We start from the raw sequence: 17,889 nt of genomic DNA, 5'->3' as shown, positions 1-17,889 counted from the left end.
CCATGCCCAAAACCTCTGCCCCAGGCACCCTCCGTCTCAACACCCAGGCCAATCGCGCTACCCGAGCCAGCGAGGATGTGACCCTCACCTTGGACTCATCCAAGCCAATGACAGTCCGGATTGAGGTTGACCACTGCCCCTGCGGATCGGAACACAACAGGACCGGCTCCTACGTCGACAGTGACTTCGGCCGCTAGGCCTCGCCACAACACTCCGCAACACAACAAAGCAGGCGCCGGATTCCGGCGCCTGCTTTCGTTTAATGCTGGGTCAGGGCTAAGGCTTATTTCGGCATCAGCACTGAGTCGATCAGGTAGACCGTGGCGTTGGCGGTCTGGACGCCACCGCAGATCACGTTGGACGCTCCGTCAACCGTGAGGGCATCCTTGGTGCCGGCAACCGTCACTTCGCCACCCTGCACAGTCTTGTGGGTGCCGACGATCTGGTCCGGGGTCAGCTGACCGGGGACTACGTGGTAGGTGAGAATCTTGCTCAGCAGGGCATCATCCGTCTTGAGCGTCTCGATTGTTGCGGGATCGATCTTGGCGAAGGCATCGTCAACCGGTGCGAACACCGTGAATTCGCTGCCGTTCAGGGTGGAAACCAGGTCCACCTTGGGGTTGAGCTTGCCCGAGACCGCGGCGGTCAGGGTCTTGAGCAGCGGGTTGTTCGATGCTGCTACGGCTACCGGGTCCTTGGCCATACCCGTTACCGAACCGGCACCGTCCGGAACCTGTGCGGCGTAACCGGCGCAGCCGGGGCCCACAAGGTTAGCGGCCGGATCCATGGCGGCGCTGCTCATGGCGGAGGACGATGGCGAAGCAGACGGCATGGCCGACGACGTCTCCGGCGCGGAGGACGGAGCTGCCGACGAGGATGAAGGTGTGCTGGAACCACCACAGGCAGTGAGACCGAGAAGGGCGGCTGCAGTGAGGCCAACGAAGGCGAGGGCGGGGCGCTTTGTGGACAACATGTCATTCTCCTTGTTTTTGGAACCAGGGCGTTGGATCCATTGGGTGGTGGGACACGGGCTGCAGGTGCGGCTTTTGCTACACCGGCGGTTTGTGTCTCACCAGCTATTCGGAGGGTAGGACGGCATGGATGGGTGCGGATTGAAAAAGTTTTTTAAACCAAGCCAAGTCCTGCGCCGAACCACTGGCTACCTGTTCTTGAAGTACTGGAAAAGGTGCTTCTCCTTGGTGAAAAACACACCTGAGCAAGCGCCGACAACAAATGCGGCCGCCGCGACCACTGGCGGTTTGATTCCCAGCAAAGCCAAGGCCGCAGAATCCGCTGAATGAGCCATGGAGAGCACTGCGGAGACAGCGAGCACCAGTGAGGTGGCTGCTATCACCGTGGATTCAACAACCATCTGAAGTGCCTGGCTGAGGGCCGGGACACCGCTGTGCCGGGCAGAAGCGAGTTCCAACCGGCGGCTGCGAACGGAGATAAAACCCAGGGCCACGCTGACAGCGAAAGCTGCCATGGCCCCGAAACGGGAGATTCGTTCTTCGAAGACGGCAGGCCCGTTGAAGGTTAGCCCGTGCCGGGTATTCAACTGGCTCACGAGCGGAGGCTCCATGACCGCCGTTTCATCCACCGGGACCATGGACAAACGGATGAGCGTGCGTATTTCCTGGGACTGCGGCCACGCCCGGACCCAGCACTCGTCGAAGAGACCCGTAGGAGGGACGGGCTGCAGCACTCCATATCCAAATCCGGGCCGTCTACCGTCGGCCGGGTAGTCGTAAATGCCTGCGACGGCAGCATCGCCGAGCGTTGTCAGAAGAGCAGGCCGGCTACCGGCACCCAATGCTGTCAGACCAAACTGTTCTGCGACCTCCGTGGAAACAACAAGGCCACTTCCAGACGTCTGCTGGGCGCCCAGGACCGGCAGGAAACCCGTCGTTACTTCCCGGGCGGGTACCGTGGAGCCGGGCAGCGTCAAGATCCTCATCTCTCCTGAGCTTCGCAACGCACCCGCCGCTGACACTCCTGGCAGGTCTTTCAACTGTTCACAGCTGCGTCCATCGATGGCTCCCGCAGCCACGAGTGTAGTGATGTTCGCACCTGCCCCTTGGAAAGCCTCGGCTTGCGCCACCAGGCTGCTGGCGCTGGCCACTTCCGCCGCCCCGAAACCGGTGCCAACGACGGCAAGAGCCACCGCAAACCACACACCACGGGAAGCTCCCGTCACAATGTTCCGCCAGGCCTCGCTCAGCACTGCCGTGCAGTTCAAGGACGCAACGCCCCTAAATCGAGTACTACATGGCACGCATCGCGGGTGGCGGGATCGTGTGTCGCCACGATGACCACGCATCCGCGTGCTGATACCGCCTGCAGTGCACTATTCACAGAAGCCGCGGTCCGGGGGTCCAGCTGAGCCGTCGGTTCGTCGACCAACAGCACCTGGGGGCGGGCCGCCATGGCGCGGACGAGCATCAGCCGCTGGGCTTCCCCTCCGGAAAGCTCACTGAACCGGCGGTCCGCCACCACCGACAGTTCAACCGACGCCATCAGTTCCAGCGCGGTCCCCTCGGCATCGCTCCTTGAATACCCCTGGGCCAGGAGCGGTAAAACTACATGATCAAGCGCCGTGCGGGGACCCACTCCATGTGGGTTCTGAAAGACCCACGAAATCCGGTCTATCTGGTCCCGGATCACCCTTCCGGAGCTTGGCGGCATCCAGCCGGCAATAATGCTGAGGAGAGTGCTCTTTCCTGAACCAGACGGGCCCGTCAGGGCGTACTTACGACCCTCCACAAAGTCGTAGCTCAAGTCCGCGAAGAGAGGTGGCTGGCCGCCAAAGACGCACTGCACCTCCACCAGGCTCAGCTGCATGACGCAGCCAGGTCTGGTGCAAGATCGACTTCAGTGAGATGCATGATGCCTTCTCCTGCAACGAAGGTGGTCCCAAGCTGGGAGCCAACAACTGTGACCCGGTGAACTACCCCACCGGAGGTCAGGCAGCCGTCCGAGTCCTCAACGTCGAAAAGAGCGCTTGGAGGAACGCTCAGCACCGGCACGCCCTCGGTCAACTCATACTTCGCTGCGAACCCCGCTTGGCCATCGGTCGATTGGGCTGATGCGAAGCTCGGCAGCCGCATAAGCCCAGTCAGTGCCGCAGGGTCCTCAATCCGTCCGTCTGCTGATACGGCAAAGGCGGAGGCATCGACAATAATCCGGCGCTTGCCTTCCGCAGCGTCGGAGGGAATGTTAGTGACTCTGGCCCCCGTCGCCAGAGGAGGGAAATCGGCCAGCGATTGTCCTTTGTTGATCCTCGACCCCAACGCGACAGGGCATCTGATCACCACCGGCTCGTTGCGGGGTAACCAAACAATTCGCTTCAGGTGGATGGCCGGTCCCATCGCAGCGTCGGGATCCGTCGTGGTCAACAAGGCCGCGAACGCATCCACGGTGCCAAAGGAGACAGTCCCTGTCACTTCCACCGTATGTCCAAGCCTGGTCAGCTCGGTCTGGAGGGCACGCACGTCTTCGCCGGACTCGCCGACGTGAAGGTCGCGCCAGAGTGGGGTTTCCGTCGCAAGGCCGAGCAACGGAATACCGTCCACGGCGAACGGGCTGGCGCCCGATTGCAAAGGCCTTCCTTCACTGCACGCCGATGCCGTCACCACACCCTCCACTCCGGAAGTGACCACTTGTGGCCCTGATTGCTCCACAGCGATTTGCACTGTCCGGGAGTCCTTAAAGTTTGTGGGAGAGACCGTTGCGCTTCTGGCCGGGCCCAGGGAGGCCAAGGCATCAGGCTTGGGCGCGACACTGAGACCCAGTGCGAAAGCAAACAAGCCAACTACCATGACAGCCAGAAGCACCAGTCTTCCGCCCCTGGTATTCCTTGCAACTATCCAGTCCCTCAAGGCGCGCTTCCTTCGAGATTAAGTGGATCCAAACTGCAGGACCGGAACCTGGAGTCTTCGGCGTCGAAGGAATATTTTTGCTCTTTGAACCCCGCCTCGTAGTCCTGCGCGGAATACCCGGGTTCCGCTAAACCGCTTTTGGCCAGACACTCGGCCATAATGGCGAACTCATCCCTATTGTCAGGGTTCCGACCCATTTGGTAGTAGAGACCAGATATTTGACCCGATGTATCTGCCCTGCAATCATTGCTTATTTCGTTGTATTTGGCGTCGGTCATCGACGACGGTGCTACAGACTTGATTGAATCCTTTTCCTGCAGTTCCACGTGGATATCAAACGCAGCCATGCAGGACACAAAGGCGGTCCTGACCTCATTGTTTTCTTGTTCCGTGATTTTCTCATCGGACAGAACCTCCCGCTGAAGATCCGTAGTAGCAGCAGAATAGGCGGAGCGGAAGTAATCGGCCCAGGGCCCGGAAAAATCCGGGGTCTCTGAATTTTGCCGGCCCTGTGGGCCGATTTCCTCGGCGTTCCCATCACTCGAACAACCGGCGATCGATAGTGCCGTGGCGAAGAGGATCACGGCATGTCGCCTGTAGCGATGAGGACGGGTCATGGCTTGCTACACCCGAGCCCAACCGTAGGAGGTCATGTTGGCATAGTTCATCAACTGCCAGGACTCACTGCAGCGTCCCTCTACTGCGGCTGCAGGCTGGGCAACCGCAGCCATCGTTCCGACGACCAAGAGGCCTGTTACGGCTGCAGCAGCGGAATTCTTCTTAAAGGTAGGAACAGACATGCCAATACCGCCCTTTTAATGCAGCGGCGTTTGTCGTCGCTGCTGTACGGCGAACCTAGGCCTTCACCTTTCGGGGCAACAAGTCACACTAACAACGCCTGTGGATAACTCATTGGCAGGGGGCTTGAATATCACGGCGGAGTGTCTAGCGCAGGTTCGCAGGCCAGTGACAAGATGGGCGCCATGGCAATCGAAGTGCGGCCCGCAACAGAGTTCGATGACGTGAAGACCATGGTGGGGCCCAAGAGCCCTGATTCCAACGTGTGCTGGTGCCTGAGTTACAGGATCCCGTCCAAACTGAACCAGGAGCTCCAGAAACAGGAGCGCGGGAAGTTCGTGAAGAAGCTGGTCTCAGAGGACCCGCCTCCCGGCGTGTTGGCCTACGACGGCGACGAAGTAGTCGGGTGGGCAGCAGTCCACCCCCGCGCGGACACCACTTTCGCGAAGAACCGCAAGATCCCCCACATGGACGAGAGCAATGTGTGGTCGGTGTGGTGCATCCGTGTCAGGCCCGGGCATCGCGGCAAAGGCATCTCCCATGAACTCCTGCGCGGAGCCATCGACTTCGCCAAGAGCCACGGCGCGCCCGCCATTGAGGGTTATCCCGTGGACAATAAGGGCGGCAAGGTTGATCTGACCATGGCCTACGTAGGCACGCGGAAGCTCTTCGAGAAGGCAGGTTTCAAGAAGGTAGCTGAGACGACCTCCGTGCTCAACGGCTTCCCCCGGGTGCTGATGCGCCTCGACCTCAGCTAGCCGCCCTGCAACCTGGCCGTCATTCGGTGGGCTTCCTCGAGCAACAGCTTGCCCAGGAATTCCTGACGGTCCGCCCGGAACCTGGGCTCGATCCCCGTCAAGGAAAGAGCCCACATAGGCCGTCCCTGTTGGTCGAAGACGGCGGCGCCCATCCCCCAGCTTCCTTCCAAGATCAGCCCGGGATTGACGGAGTAACCCGTCAGCCGCGTCCGTTCCAGGTTGTCCAGCACCACGGCAGCAGGATGCCCCAGGGCGAAGTCGCCGGCATGTCCTGGCCAGTCCCCCAGCAGGGATTCCTGTTCGTCAGTCGGTAGGAAAGCCATGATGGCCGTCCCCGCAGAGGCCACTCCCAGCGGAAAGCGCACGCCCTCGTGCAGCACAAAGGACCTCACCGGGAACGAGCCCTCTTCGCGCAACACGCACACAGTTTCATTCCCGCGACGGATCGAGAAGAACGCGCTCTCCCCCGTCTCCGCAGCCAATCTGCGCAGGGACGGCCGGGCAATGTCCTCCATAGGGAAACGAGCAGCAGCTACTGATCCCAGCAGGAAGATCTCCGGGCCCAGGACCCATTTCCCGGTGCCGGAGTGGTGTTCAAGCAAGCCCTCGGCAGCCAACGACGTCAGGAGCCGGTGGACGGTGGGACGCGTAAGCCCGGATTCACGGACCAAGCCCGCCAGGGACGTCCCTTCCGGTTTGCGCCCCACCAGTCGCATCAGCAAGGCCACCCTGCCTACAACCTGCGCTCCTTGCACCGCCACGGGACCCTTTCGAAGAATTCATCCACAATATGGACACCTTCCAGCCTAGCGTCCACACCGTGAGTAGCCAATACCCCCGCTCGTTGACCACTCCCCCAGAAGGAACCTAGGCTCCAGTGCAGAGGGAACGAGTCCACAAAGTGGATACCATCCAGCCACACTCAATGAGGAGTCCAGAATGTCCATAATCCACGCGAGCGCAGCCCAGGCGCTCCATGACCTGATGGCAGATGGCCTGACCATCGCCGTCGGGGGTTTTGGCCTCAGCGGCATCCCCGCCGACCTGATAGACGCCGTCCGCGAGTCGGGTGCGAAGGACCTCACCATCGTCTCCAACAACATGGGCGTGGACGGCAAGGGACTCGGCGTTCTGATCGAAGCCGGTCAGGTCCGGAAGGTCATCGCGTCTTATGTCGGCGAAAACAAGCTCTTCGCTGAGCAGTACCTGGCCGGCCAACTGGAGGTCGAGTTCACGCCGCAGGGCACCCTCGCCGAGCGTCTCCGCGCCGGCGGCGCAGGCATTCCCGCCTTCTACACGCGGACCGGCGTCGGCACCTTGGTTGCCGAAGGCAAACCGCTGGAAGAGTTCGACGGCGTGACGTACGTCCGCGAGCGCGCCATCACTGCCGACGTCGCGCTGGTCCACGCCCACACGGCAGATACAGACGGCAACCTGATTTACCGCTATACCGCGCGGAACTTCAACCCCGTGGTCGCCACCGCAGGCAAGGTGACCATCGCCGAGGCCGAAGTCATTGTGCAGCCGGGCGAGCTGGACCCCAACCACGTCGTCACCCCGGGCGTCTACGTCCAACGGCTGGTGCAGGCGACCGATCGCGTCAAGGACATCGAACAACGCACGGTCCGGCCCCGCCCTGAAGTGCAGCGGGCCGAAGCCCTCACGGTTTAGAAGCAAAGGAGCACATCACCATGGCATGGACACGCGACGAAATGGCAGCGATTGCGGCCGAAGAACTGAACGACGGCGACTACGTCAACCTCGGGATCGGCATCCCCACGCTGGTGGCCAACAACCTGCCCGACGGCGTACGGGTGGTCCTTCAAAGCGAGAACGGCCTGCTCGGTATGGGCCCCTTCCCCTACGAAGGCGAGGAAGACGCTGACCTCATTAACGCCGGGAAGCAGACCGTAACCATCACCCCCGGCGGGAGTATCTTCGACTCCGCTACCTCGTTCGGCATGATCCGCGGCGGGCACGTGAAGGTGGCCATCCTGGGCGCGATGCAGGTGTCCGGCAACGGCGACCTCGCAAACTGGACCATCCCGGGAAAGATGGTGAAAGGCATGGGCGGTGCGATGGATCTGGTGGCGGGAACGCCGCGGGTGGTTGTTCTTACGGAACACAACGCCAAGGATGGCGCGGCCAAGATCGTCACCGAATGCACCCTCCCCTTGACCGGGCTCGGATGCGTTGACCGGATCATCACAGATCTGGCGGTTTTCGATATCGCACCGGATGAAGAAACGCACGACGGCGGCGCCCGGCTGCGCCTGACCCGTCTCGCCCCCGGCATCACCGTTGAGGAAGTCCGCAGCAGGACGGACGCAGAGTTTGCGGTCGCCCTCGAAAAAGCACAGGAAAACACCCTCGAAGGAGCACACGCATGAGCTTGAAAGACCAGTTCGGCAAAGACATCCTGCTCACCGGGTGGGGGCACAGCAAGTTCGGCAAACTGGCTGATGACACCCTGGAATCACTGATCGTCCAAGTGGCGGGCGAAGCAATCAGCAACTCCGGGCTGGACCCCAAGGACATCGACGAGATCTACCTCGGCCAGTTCAACTCCGGCATGCAGCCACTGGGCTTCACGTCGTCCCTGGCCCTCCAGCTCTCCGCAGACCTCGCCAACGTCCCCGCCACCCGCACGGAGAACGCCTGTGCTTCCGGCTCAGCGGCGTTCCAGCAAGGAGTGAAGGCTGTACTCGCCGGAACCGCCCGGAACGTGCTGGTGATCGGTGCCGAGAAGATGACCGACGCCGGCGCGGATGTGGTGGGGGCAGCCCTCCTCGGAGCTTCCTACGAAATGGCCGGCAAGGCGTCCAGCACGGGATTCACGGGCCTGTTCGCAGAGGTGGCCAAGCATTACGACAAGCGTTACGGGGCAAAGATAGCGGGTGAATCGCTGGGCGACGTTCTCGGTTCCATCGCCGCCAAGAACCACCACAACGGCATGGACAACCCGTATGCCCAGATGCACCGCGACTTCGGCGTAGAGTTCTGCCGGACCATTTCCGAGAAGAACCCCATGGTGGCCGAGCCCTTGCGCCGCACGGACTGTTCGCCGGTCTCGGACGGAGCGGCCGCCGTCGTGCTCTCAACGTCGGCAACCGGAGGCGCAACCGCACCTGTGCGCTTGGCTGGTTTTGGCCACGCGAACGACTTCTTCCCGGCGGAGAAGCGCGATCCCACCGAATTCGCCGCCACCAGGGCGTCGTGGGAGCGTGCATTCACCATGGCAGGCGTCGGCATTGAGGGCCTGGACTTCGCCGAGGTCCACGACTGCTTCACCATCGCGGAACTCATCATGTACGAAGCCATGGGCCTGACACCGCGCGGCGAAGGCAGTCGCGCCGTCCAGGAAGGGTGGGTCTTCAAGGACGGCAGGCTGCCCATCAACGTCTCCGGCGGCCTGAAAGCAAAGGGCCACCCAGTGGGTGCCACGGGTGTGTCGCAGCACGTCATCGCGGCCATGCAGCTCAGCGGCACGGCCGGCGACATGCAGCTCCCGAATGCCCGTCGGGGTGCCGTCCAGAACATGGGCGGCGTGGGCATCGCCAACTACGTGAGCGTGCTGGAGGCCATCTAGCCCCGGATCAGCGCCGCGATCTCCTTGAATCCGAGCCGCTCTGCATTGTGCAGGGCGGTTCGGCCCTGGGGATCGCGGATGTTCGGGTTGGCTCCGGCCGCGAGAAGTTGCCGGACCACGTCCTGCTGCTTGGGGCCGCCGTTGTTGAGCAGGATGGCTTCCTGCATGGCGGTCCATCCAAGATTATTGACGTGGTCCACGGGCACACCGGCGGCGATGAGGATCCGGACCGTCTCCGTATGCCCGTGTTCACTCGCCGGGATCAGGGCCGTGCCGCCGTACCTATTAATGCTGCGTACATCGGCTCCGGCAGCCAGCGTCAACTGAAGGACCTCGTTGAAGCCTTCGGCTCCGGCGTAGAGGAACGCTGAGTCCTGGATGTCGTCCTTGGCATTGACGTTGCCGCCGGCCGCGATCAGTTCGCGGACCCTCGCCACATCGTTGGCTTTCGCGGCGAGGATCAGTTGCTGGTCGGTTTCCGTTTGGACCTCCGGTGAGAGTTTGGGCGGCGACGCGTTCGACGACGCCGGGCCGGGACTTGGGCTCGACGCCGCGGTTGAGGTGGGGGCTGCGGGAGTCGGGACGGGGCTGGAAGGCTGCGGGCTGGAAGCCTGCGCGCCGGACTGCGGGGTTGCCGCCGTCGTACATCCGGACAGCAGCGCAAGCACCAGCAATCCCGCCCCAACCACGGGAGTTTTTGTACAGAAAACGCCCCTAAAACGCTTCCATAAGGGCGGTATCTGTACAAAAACTCCACGAGGATTCATGGCTACTTCGCTGCCACGGCCAGGGCCTCAGCACCCGCGGTGGCGCAGGCTTCGTCGAGCGCGCCGTCGGGAGCGCCGCCGACGCCGATGCCTGCCACCGAAACACCGTTGACCTTGAGCGGGACGCCGCCGCCCAGGAAGAGCGTGCCGGGGAGGTCGGCGATGGACGGGCCGTTGCCGTTGATGCGCTTGGCGAGTTCGCTGGTGGGAGCACCGAAGGCTGCAGCCGTGTAGGCCTTCTGCTTGGCGGCTTCGATGGTGTGCTCGGCAGCGTTGTCGCCGCGGAGCAGGGCCTGGACGGTGCCGAAACGGTCAACCAGAGCCACAGTCACGAACGGCAGCTTGTCCGCCTGGCACTTGGCAAGCGCAGCGTTGACGGCCTTGCTCGAGGCGCCCACGGTGATGCGGTTCTGGGCAACGACGTTCTCCGGTGCAGGCTGAACATCTGCGGCAACCTTCGCCGGCGCGGCAACGGGTGCGGCCGCCGGTGCCACGGCATTGGCTACGGCCGTGATTCCGCCGGTGAGCAACAGTGCTCCGGCAGCGGCAGCGGCAATCATCTTGTTGGACTTCTTCACGGAATTCTCCTCATAGTAAGCATCGGGTACACCTCCATGCTCCCGGGACGGAACCGCTGCGGCATCGGCCCGAAGCAGGCGCCGGGCTCATACCTTTCGCCGGCCGTATCAGCCAAAAGGTGGAGAGACCAACAACGGCAAGGGACCTAGCATGGAAAGAACGCCCCCAACGGAATCGGGAACACCCCATGCCAACTGCTCCTCCACGGCCCGGGCCGGGCAGCCGGATCGACAGCCGCATTGACGCCGTGGTGCACCTGGGCTTCGCCGTCCTGATGGTTGCCTCGGCAGTCCGGTACGTGATGCGCCACTCCCCCGCAGACAACCTGTGGACGGTGGCCCTGGCCGGGTCAGTGTGCGTGTTGTATGCGGTGACCGCCGTGGTGGCCCATCGACGCGCCGTTCAGCGGCGACCATTGTGGATTCCCTGGATGATCGCCCTGGTGGCAGCATGGGCGGCGCTGGTTATCGTCGCCCCGAGCTTCGCCTGGTGTTCGTTCGCCATCTTCTTCCTGACGCGTACAGCCTTCCGCGGATGGGCGGGGTACGTGGCGGGCGGCGCGACGGCGGCCGCCACCGCCGTCGGGCTCTTCCGGATGAGCGACTGGACGGATGTCGCCATGCTGCTGGGCCCCCTCGCCGCCGGAGCCCTGCTCACGTTGATTTACGACAAGATCGAGCGCGACCAGGAGCGACTCGCCTCCAGCGAACGCGCCGCAGGAATCGCTGCCGAGCGCGAGCGCGTTTCACGTGAAATCCACGACACCGTGACGCAGGGGCTGGCCAGCAGCCTGCTCCTCCTCGAGGCAGCCCAGCGCTCCTGGCCGGCTGAAACTGCCCATGATGACGTACGCAGAGCAAGCAATCTGTTGAGGCGCAACCTGGCCGATACCCGTAGCCTGGTGCACGAACTCTCCGCTCCTGGCCTCGAAACGGGACCTCTTCCCGAGGCCTTGGAGCACGCGGCACGGCAGTACTTTGAGACCGTCAGCATCCACGTCACCGGGGACCCGCAACCGCTTCCCTCCGAAGTACGGCATGCCCTGCTCCGCGTCACCCAGAGCGCCGTGGCCAACATCAAACTGCATTCCCACGCAGACCACGCCAGCGTGACCCTCGGGTACCTTCCGGAGGCCGTCACCTTGGACGTGTACGACGACGGCCGCGGCTTTGATCCCGGAACGGTGCCGCCGCCGTCGGAAACCGGAGGATACGGCTTGCGGGCCATGCGGCAGCGTGTGGAACAGTTGGGCGGAGAGTTGTCAGTGGAAAGCATGCCGGGTGAAGGCACCATCATCGCGGCGCAACTGCCTGTGATCCCGCCGGCAGCCCCGGCAAACGTTGCCAAGGAGGCCCTGTGAACACCATCTCCGTCCTCCTCGTGGACGACCACACCGTTGTCCGGAGCGGACTCAAGGCGTTGTTGGGCACCCAAGCCGATATCGCCGTCGTCGGTGAAGCCTCTTCCGGTGAGGAAGCTGTGGAAGCGGCCCAACAGCACTCACCTGCAGTAATCCTCATGGACTTGGCCATGGGTACCGGAATGGACGGCATCGAAGCCATCAAGCAAATCCGTCAGCGCCACCCGAAGCAAGCGGTCATCGTCTTCACCACCTACGACTCCGATGCGGATATTGTCCGCGCCGTGGATGCCGGAGCAATGGGGTATCTACTTAAGGACGCCGCGCCGGAAGAGATTTTCGCAGCGGTCCGGGGTGCTGTGCAGGGGAAGAGCGTGATGAGCGCCCCGGTGGCCTCACGCCTGTTCCAACAAATGCGCAATCCGGACGAAATCCTCACCCCTCGCGAAGCCGAGTTGCTCAGCCTGCTGACCGAGGGGCTCAGCAACCGCGATCTCGGAAAACGGCTGTTCATTTCTGAAGCAACAGTGAAGACGCACCTCGCCCACATCTACGCGAAGCTCGGCGTGGAGACGCGAGCGGCAGCCATCGCAACAGCCATACGGCGCGAGGGGATGCGGTAGGACACGTGGTTGGCTACGCTGACCGTATGTCGGACGCAGCGGATCGCAAAATGTTCAAAACCCCGGGAACGGCCTTGATCGTCCGGGGTGTCCTCGCCATCGTCTTTGGCCTCTTAATCCTTCTCCTGCCGAGTGCCACCGCGTTTGTGGTGGTTGTGATGTTCGGGGTCTTCGCGATCATTGACGGCATCATCAGCGTGGCGCACTACTTCTACGATCCCGCGGGCCGTTCCCGCTGGTCCATGGTGGGTGGCTTCATCTCCATAGCGGCAGGCATTGTGGCAGTTGCCTGGCCCGGTTTCACCGCCGCGGCTGTAGGCGTCCTCATAGGATTGTGGGCACTGGTCCTCGGGCTATCACAAATCGTCCTGTCCCTGGCCGCACGGAGCTTCGTGCGGAGTTGGGGTATCTGGTTCCTGACCGGGCTCATCACCACCGTGTTCGGCATCGTTGTCCTGGTCAACCCGGGCTTGGGTATCCTGGGCCTCGTGGCGATGCTGGCCGCTTTCGCGATCCTGACCGGGATGCTGCTCATCGCATCCGGCATAGGGCTCCGGAAACTGGCTGCTTCACCGCCGCTGTTCGCCCGCTGACCGCGGGAGTCCGCACAGTAAAAAGCCGTCAGGGGATGCGCTCAGCGCCAAGTTCGGTAAGTTAGTGGCTGTGAAGATAGCTACCTGGAATGTGAACTCCCTCCGCGCCCGTGCCGACCGCGTTGAAGCCTGGCTTGAGCGCAGCGACTGCGATGTCCTGGCCATCCAGGAGACCAAGTGCAAGGACGAGAACTTCCCGTGGGAGCTTTTTGAGCGCATGGGTTACGAGGTTGCGCATTTTGGCGTGAACCAATGGAACGGTGTTGCCATCGCTTCCCGCGTCGGTTTGGACGACGTGGAGCGCACGTTCCTGGACCAGCCGGCGTTCGGCAAGGCAGGCAAGGATCCTGCGCAGGAAGCCCGTGCCATCGCAGCCACGTGCGGCGGCATCCGCATCTGGAGCCTCTACGTTCCCAACGGCCGTTCACTTGATGACGAACACATGCCGTACAAGATCAAGTGGCTGGACGTCCTTCAGGGCCACGCGGCCGAGTGGGTCAAGTCCGATCCGACGGCCCAGATCGCGCTCATGGGCGACTGGAACATCGCCCCGTTCGACGACGACGTGTGGGACATCGAGCTGTTCCGCAACAACAACTACACCCACGTCTCCGAACCCGAGCGCGCGGCCTTCCACGCCTTCGAGGCCGCCGGGTTCACCGACGTCGTCCGCCCCTACACCCCCGGCCCGGGCGTTTACACCTACTGGGACTACACGCAGCTGCGCTTCCCCAAGAAGGAAGGCATGCGCATCGACTTCTGCCTCGCCTCCCCGGCGCTGGCTTCGAGGGTCACGGGTGCGTCCATTGACCGCGAGGAACGCAAGGGCAAGGGCGCCTCGGACCACGCCCCCGTGATTGTGGAGCTCGCAGACTAACCACACGACCACCACGACGAAAGGAGCCGGCCGGACATGACTGGGAACCTCTATCGGGGCCAGGCGGGACTGCCGTTCTCTTCGTCGCTGCGCATTTACGAGCCCCTCGAAGCCTTTCCGCCTGAGCAGCAGGGCCAGCTGGTGGCGGAGGGCGGCAAGATAAGTTCCCGGGCCGCCGTCGAAAATGCGGAACTGCAGGCCTCGTTGGGCCGCATCACGCGGTCCGGCGGCGATCCGTTCCCCACCGGGCGCACGGACCTGGTCCGTATGACGCGCGTGCCCATTGGGCGGCATGCCGCTGCGACGGACAAGGAAGACCACGACGCCGGACGGCTGCTTTATTGCCCCAGCCAACTGGTGATTCGGGCTGGCTTGGCGGCCAACGCGCTCATGGACGGCGTGCATAGCCCCCTCGCTGACCTTCTCATTCCCGTTTCGCAACGGGACAAGCACCAAGTCAGAATTGATCGCATCAATGCCGGCGAAGACGCCAAGCGCGTCCATACCCGTGCCTCAACGTGGGGAATCCCGTTCAGTTGGTTCTCGCTTTTCGCCGAGTCTGACCGCAAGGACGTGGTGGAATCCGAGGGGCGCATTCTGACCGTGCGGGTGTGGACTCCCCTGACAGAAGCCCTGGACCGGGCGCGCTTCGCCGTGGCCAACCTGGCCCTGGCTGCACCGGATCTGGACATGCTGGATGACCTGACACAGCTCACCGAGTGGCTGGAGCTGTTTCACATTCAGTCGATGGTCGAGCTGGACTACGGAGCCGTGGCTGACAAGGTGTACCCGGACGAGTCGCCCATGGATGTGCGGCTGGGCATCGAGTGCCTGGCTGAGGGCGACATGACCGGCGCGGCTGCCGCCTACCGGCGCCTCGCCTCGCGGTGGATCCCCATCCGTCAGTTGGCCCGCGCTTCCTAGCCGGTGCACTATGCGCTGGGCGGCGCCGTTGTCTCGCGCACGATCAACTCGTGGGGGGCAACTTCCGAATGCACGGCTTCGGGGTTGCCGTCCAGCTCGTCCAGGAGCATTTTCGTGGCAAGTTCGGCCTGGTTGTCGGGCCGTTGGCCCACGGTGGTCAGGCCAATGGAGGACGAGAAGTCGTGGTCGTCAATGCCGATGACCGAGAGATCCTGCGGCACCCTGACCCCGTGGCGGCCCGCCTCGAAAATAACGCCCATCGCCATCTCGTCTGAAGAGCAGAAGATGGCCGTGGGCTTGCGCCCCGGCTGGCTCCAGAGCCTGTTGAAGGCCTGCTGGCCGCTGGCAACTGTGAAATCGCCCCACTGGTCCCATTCGGGGCGGACTTCCAGCCCGGCGTCGGTCATTACTTCCTGGAAGGCGCGGATCCGCACGCGGGGAACATCGAAGTTCAGGTCCGTTTCGTCGTCGCCATGGAGCAGGGCGATGTCCTTGTGGCCGAGGTCCAGGAGATGCCGCACCGCGGTTGACGCGGCGTCGTAGTCGTTGATGCCGATGTACGCACAGTCCTCAACATGGCCGCCGACCACTACCAGCGGGATGTCGATCTTGTGGAGGTGCTCCAACTCTTCCTCGGTCAAGGACATACACAGCACCAGCAGGGCATCAATCTGCTTGTAGACCATGGTGGAGCTGAAGAGCCGCTCACGGTTGCTGCCGTGGCCGCCCAGGTTGAACAGGGAAAGGTTGTACTTCCGCGAATGCAGCTCCCGGTCCGCGCCTTCGATGGCCTTGGAGAAGAACCAGCGGCTGACGAAAGGGGCCAGGACACCGATGGTGCGTGTGCGGCCCGTCGCCAACCCCGAGGCCGACGACGACGCCACGTACCCCAGGGAACTGGCTACTTCGAGGATCTTCTCGCGGGTTGCAGGAGACACCCGCGGCAGTCCGCGGACCGCCCGCGAGACGGTCGCCGTCGAGACTCCAGCGGCTGCAGCGACGTCCTCAATACTGACGCCCGTGTGGCCGCCGCGTTGGGACCTACCCGTTGTTCGTGACACAGGCTCCCCTCTCCGGCCGCCGTTGCTCCGCCTTCACCTTAATTGCGGTTCTGTTGTTTGCAGCCCTCGGTTACGCAGCGACGTAATGCGCTGCGCAACCGAGGGTGCAGTTGTTATCCCTTGAGACCGCCGGACAGCAGGCCTCGCACGAAGTAGCGCTGCAGGCCGAAGAACACCAGGAGCGGGATGATGATGGAAACGAATGCTGCCGCCGGGTTCAGGTAGTCCCTGGCGCCGCGTGTACCGGAAATCTCCGCCAAACGCTGCGTAATCGGGGCTACGTCCGCTGTTCCACCGGAGAACACCAAGGCCACCAGCAGGTCGTTCCAGACCCACAGGAACTGGAAGATGGCCAGAGACGCCAGCGCCGGAACGGAGAGCGGAAGGATGATCCGCCAGAAGATGGTGCTGTGTCCGGCACCGTCCACCCTTGCCGCCTCGATGACTTCACCGGGAATCTCGGAGATGAAGTTGTGGAGGAGGAAGATACCCAGCGGGAGACCGAACATGGTGTGGGCGATCCACAGCTGGGCGTAGGAACCGGCAGGCAGGTGCAGTGTCTGCGTGAAGAACTGCAGCAACGGAATCAGCGCCATCTGAAGCGGAATGATCTGCAGGGCAAAGACGAAGATGAACAACGCGTCGCGGCCCTTGAACTTTCCCCAGGCGAACACATACGCAGCCATGGACGCGAGCACCAGCACAAAGATGGTGACGGGAATGACGATCGCAATGGAGTTCACGAAGTACTGGGAAAGATTGGCTGACTGCGAGCCCGCCGGGGTAAGGACGTCAGCGTAGTTCTTGAACGTGAACTGCCAGTCGACGAAGGCATTCCACCAGCCGTCGGACCGGGGACCTACCTGCTTGGCGGCAGGACGGAACGAGGTGACGAAGAGACCGAACGTCGGCACAGACCATACGACGGCGATGATGATCGCTGCCGCTGTTGCCCACTTGGAAGTGAGCTTGGTCTTGACGCGGCGCATGATGGGCTGGGCGTCCTCCGTGGGGTCGGATCCAGGACGCTGCCGGGTGGCCTTGGAGGCCTCTTTCGGGGCTGGCGTGGCTGTCAATGGATCTCCCTTTGCTTGCGAAGGACTCGAGCGTTGTACACGACGATGGGCAGGACCATCAGGAACAGGACCAGAGCCAAAGCGGCACCACGTCCAGGTTCACCGGCCCGGAAAGCCTGGGTGTACATTTCATTGGCCACCACCGAGGTGTCATAGTTGCCGGCGGTCATGGTCCGGACAATGTCGAAGACCTTCAGCGTGGCAATGGTAATGGTGGTCAGGACCACCACCAGGGCTCCCCGGATGCCGGGTACTGTGACGTTCCGGAACTGCTGCCATGCGTTGGCACCGTCCAAGCGGGCTGCTTCGATGAGTTCCACCGGAACACCCTTAATGGCCGCGGACAAAATCACCATGGCAAAACCGGTCTGGATCCAGACCATCACAATGATGAGGAAGATGGTGTTTTCCGGGGCGTCCAGCAGGAACTGCTTGGGGTCCATTCCCAGGGCAACCCTGAAGAAGTTGATGACACCGGTCTGCTCGATGTTCGGACCGCGGTAGTCGTACACGAGCTTCCAAATGATGCCGGCACCCACGAAAGAGATTGCCATCGGCATGAAGACCAGCGACTTCAGCACCCGCTCGCCGCGTGCCTTATCAATGAACACAGCGTAGGCAAGGCCAAAGCTCGTGGACAGCAGCGGAACCAGGACTGTCCAGATGACCGTGTTCCGAAGCGTGGTCAGCGCCTCGGGCTGCGTGAACATCCATACAAAGTTGTCGAACCCGTTGGCATTTCCGCCGGCGTCCGTAAAAGCGAGCATCGACGTGCGGATGGCCGGATAGACCAGGCCCACCAGCATCAGGATGGCGGCAGGGGCAAGGAAGCCCGCCACCGTGACCTTGTCTTTGACTGATTTAGGTGCCCTGTCCACCAGCAACATGATGAGGCCGATGACCGCAGCGAAAATCGCCAGGGCTATCACTACTTGTAGGAGTTTTTCTCCAATAAATTCCATACCCAACCTCCGGGGCGTGAGTGAATCACTAAGTTCCGGGTAAA

Annotated in this window: 22 protein-coding genes; 10 read left to right on the top strand and 12 right to left on the bottom strand. The window is 62.7% G+C overall.

Going from position 1 to position 17,889, the window contains the following annotated elements; genetic code table 11:
- Positions 1-2: 2 nt before the first annotated feature.
- The gene (locus N7568_RS14010; protein ID WP_261610408.1) at positions 3-197 is read left to right on the top strand and encodes a hypothetical protein; all 195 of its coding nucleotides are present in this window, start codon (positions 3-5) and stop codon (positions 195-197) included.
- Positions 198-283: 86 nt separating this feature from the next.
- Here N7568_RS14010 and N7568_RS14005 read toward each other — a convergent pair whose 3' ends face one another.
- The 6 genes from N7568_RS14005 to N7568_RS13980 all read right to left on the bottom strand — a co-directional run bounded on the left by N7568_RS14005 (position 284) and on the right by N7568_RS13980 (position 4,678).
- On the bottom strand, positions 284-973 hold the full coding sequence (locus N7568_RS14005) for a fasciclin domain-containing protein (protein ID WP_261610407.1): 690 nt from the start codon (positions 971-973) through the stop codon (positions 284-286).
- A 186-nt stretch (positions 974-1,159) separates the two neighbouring features.
- Positions 1,160-2,239 (bottom strand): hypothetical protein, encoded by a 1,080-nt coding sequence (locus N7568_RS14000; RefSeq protein ID WP_261610406.1) that lies wholly within the window; start codon positions 2,237-2,239, stop codon positions 1,160-1,162.
- Entirely contained in the window at positions 2,236-2,841 is a 606-nt protein-coding gene (locus N7568_RS13995; RefSeq protein WP_261610405.1) for an ATP-binding cassette domain-containing protein, read from the bottom strand. The genes N7568_RS14000 and N7568_RS13995 overlap by 4 nt, the downstream gene beginning before the upstream one ends.
- Positions 2,832-3,692 carry a peptidoglycan-binding domain-containing protein gene (locus N7568_RS13990; RefSeq protein ID WP_261610404.1) on the bottom strand — a complete coding sequence of 287 codons (861 nt, stop codon included), beginning with the start codon at positions 3,690-3,692 and terminating at the stop codon, positions 2,832-2,834. The genes N7568_RS13995 and N7568_RS13990 overlap by 10 nt, the downstream gene beginning before the upstream one ends.
- A gap of 182 nt (positions 3,693-3,874) precedes the next feature.
- Positions 3,875-4,462: a hypothetical protein gene (locus N7568_RS13985; RefSeq protein WP_261610403.1), complete on the bottom strand. Its 588-nt coding sequence runs from the start codon at positions 4,460-4,462 to the stop codon at positions 3,875-3,877.
- 39 nt (positions 4,463-4,501) lie between these two features.
- A complete protein-coding gene (locus N7568_RS13980; RefSeq protein WP_261610402.1) occupies positions 4,502-4,678 on the bottom strand; it encodes a hypothetical protein in 177 nt (58 codons plus the stop codon).
- Positions 4,679-4,861: 183 nt separating this feature from the next.
- Between N7568_RS13980 and N7568_RS13975 the strand changes: the two genes are divergently transcribed.
- Entirely contained in the window at positions 4,862-5,434 is a 573-nt protein-coding gene (locus tag N7568_RS13975) for a GNAT family N-acetyltransferase (protein ID WP_261610401.1), read from the top strand.
- Here N7568_RS13975 and N7568_RS13970 read toward each other — a convergent pair.
- Positions 5,431-6,150 carry an IclR family transcriptional regulator gene (locus tag N7568_RS13970; protein ID WP_261610623.1) on the bottom strand — a complete coding sequence of 240 codons (720 nt, stop codon included), beginning with the start codon at positions 6,148-6,150 and terminating at the stop codon, positions 5,431-5,433. The two genes, N7568_RS13975 and N7568_RS13970, sit on opposite strands and share 4 nt — an antisense overlap.
- Positions 6,151-6,373: 223 nt before the next feature.
- Between N7568_RS13970 and N7568_RS13965 the strand changes: the two genes are divergently transcribed.
- From N7568_RS13965 to N7568_RS13955, 3 genes are read left to right on the top strand one after another with little or no spacing between them, the layout of a single operon-like run.
- On the top strand, positions 6,374-7,105 hold the full coding sequence (locus N7568_RS13965) for a CoA transferase subunit A (RefSeq protein ID WP_261610400.1): 732 nt from the start codon (positions 6,374-6,376) through the stop codon (positions 7,103-7,105).
- A gap of 20 nt (positions 7,106-7,125) precedes the next feature.
- A complete protein-coding gene (locus tag N7568_RS13960) occupies positions 7,126-7,824 on the top strand; it encodes a CoA transferase subunit B (protein WP_261610399.1) in 699 nt (232 codons plus the stop codon).
- Positions 7,821-9,023 carry an acetyl-CoA acetyltransferase gene (locus N7568_RS13955; protein WP_261610398.1) on the top strand — a complete coding sequence of 401 codons (1,203 nt, stop codon included), beginning with the start codon at positions 7,821-7,823 and terminating at the stop codon, positions 9,021-9,023. The genes N7568_RS13960 and N7568_RS13955 overlap by 4 nt, the downstream gene beginning before the upstream one ends.
- Here the strand turns inward: N7568_RS13955 and N7568_RS13950 are convergent.
- Positions 9,020-9,712, bottom strand: coding sequence for an ankyrin repeat domain-containing protein (locus tag N7568_RS13950; protein WP_261610397.1), 693 nt, complete (start codon positions 9,710-9,712; stop codon positions 9,020-9,022). The two genes, N7568_RS13955 and N7568_RS13950, sit on opposite strands and share 4 nt — an antisense overlap.
- An 80-nt stretch (positions 9,713-9,792) precedes the next feature.
- Positions 9,793-10,368: a GlcG/HbpS family heme-binding protein gene (locus N7568_RS13945; protein ID WP_261610396.1), complete on the bottom strand. Its 576-nt coding sequence runs from the start codon at positions 10,366-10,368 to the stop codon at positions 9,793-9,795.
- Between the two features lie 188 nt (positions 10,369-10,556).
- Here N7568_RS13945 and N7568_RS13940 point away from each other — a divergent pair, with 188 nt between their 5' ends.
- From N7568_RS13940 to N7568_RS13920, 5 genes are all read left to right on the top strand, one after another.
- Complete coding sequence (locus tag N7568_RS13940) at positions 10,557-11,729, top strand: sensor histidine kinase (protein ID WP_261610395.1); 1,173 nt, start codon at positions 10,557-10,559, stop codon at positions 11,727-11,729.
- Positions 11,726-12,352 carry a response regulator gene (locus N7568_RS13935; RefSeq protein WP_261610394.1) on the top strand — a complete coding sequence of 209 codons (627 nt, stop codon included), beginning with the start codon at positions 11,726-11,728 and terminating at the stop codon, positions 12,350-12,352. Before N7568_RS13940 ends, N7568_RS13935 begins: the two co-directional genes overlap by 4 nt.
- A gap of 26 nt (positions 12,353-12,378) precedes the next feature.
- Entirely contained in the window at positions 12,379-12,945 is a 567-nt protein-coding gene (locus N7568_RS13930) for an HdeD family acid-resistance protein (protein ID WP_261610393.1), read from the top strand.
- 70 nt (positions 12,946-13,015) lie between these two features.
- Positions 13,016-13,822 (top strand): exodeoxyribonuclease III, encoded by an 807-nt coding sequence (locus N7568_RS13925; RefSeq protein WP_261610392.1) that lies wholly within the window; start codon positions 13,016-13,018, stop codon positions 13,820-13,822.
- Positions 13,823-13,858: 36 nt separating this feature from the next.
- Entirely contained in the window at positions 13,859-14,746 is an 888-nt protein-coding gene (locus N7568_RS13920) for a hypothetical protein (protein ID WP_261610391.1), read from the top strand.
- Positions 14,747-14,754: 8 nt separating this feature from the next.
- Here N7568_RS13920 and N7568_RS13915 read toward each other — a convergent pair whose 3' ends face one another.
- The 3 genes from N7568_RS13915 to N7568_RS13905 all read right to left on the bottom strand — a co-directional run bounded on the left by N7568_RS13915 (position 14,755) and on the right by N7568_RS13905 (position 17,845).
- Complete coding sequence (locus N7568_RS13915; RefSeq protein WP_261610390.1) at positions 14,755-15,807, bottom strand: LacI family DNA-binding transcriptional regulator; 1,053 nt, start codon at positions 15,805-15,807, stop codon at positions 14,755-14,757.
- 113 nt (positions 15,808-15,920) lie between these two features.
- Entirely contained in the window at positions 15,921-16,883 is a 963-nt protein-coding gene (locus N7568_RS13910; protein ID WP_261610389.1) for a carbohydrate ABC transporter permease, read from the bottom strand.
- On the bottom strand, positions 16,880-17,845 hold the full coding sequence (locus N7568_RS13905; RefSeq protein WP_261610388.1) for a carbohydrate ABC transporter permease: 966 nt from the start codon (positions 17,843-17,845) through the stop codon (positions 16,880-16,882). Before N7568_RS13905 ends, N7568_RS13910 begins: the two co-directional genes overlap by 4 nt.
- Positions 17,846-17,889: the final 44 nt, after the last annotated feature.

The organism is Paenarthrobacter aurescens (assembly GCF_025421775.1).
GTDB lineage: Bacteria > Actinomycetota > Actinomycetes > Actinomycetales > Micrococcaceae > Arthrobacter > Arthrobacter aurescens_B.
The sequence above is the reverse complement of the archived record's forward strand: the minus strand, read 5'-3'. Positions and strand labels throughout refer to the sequence as shown.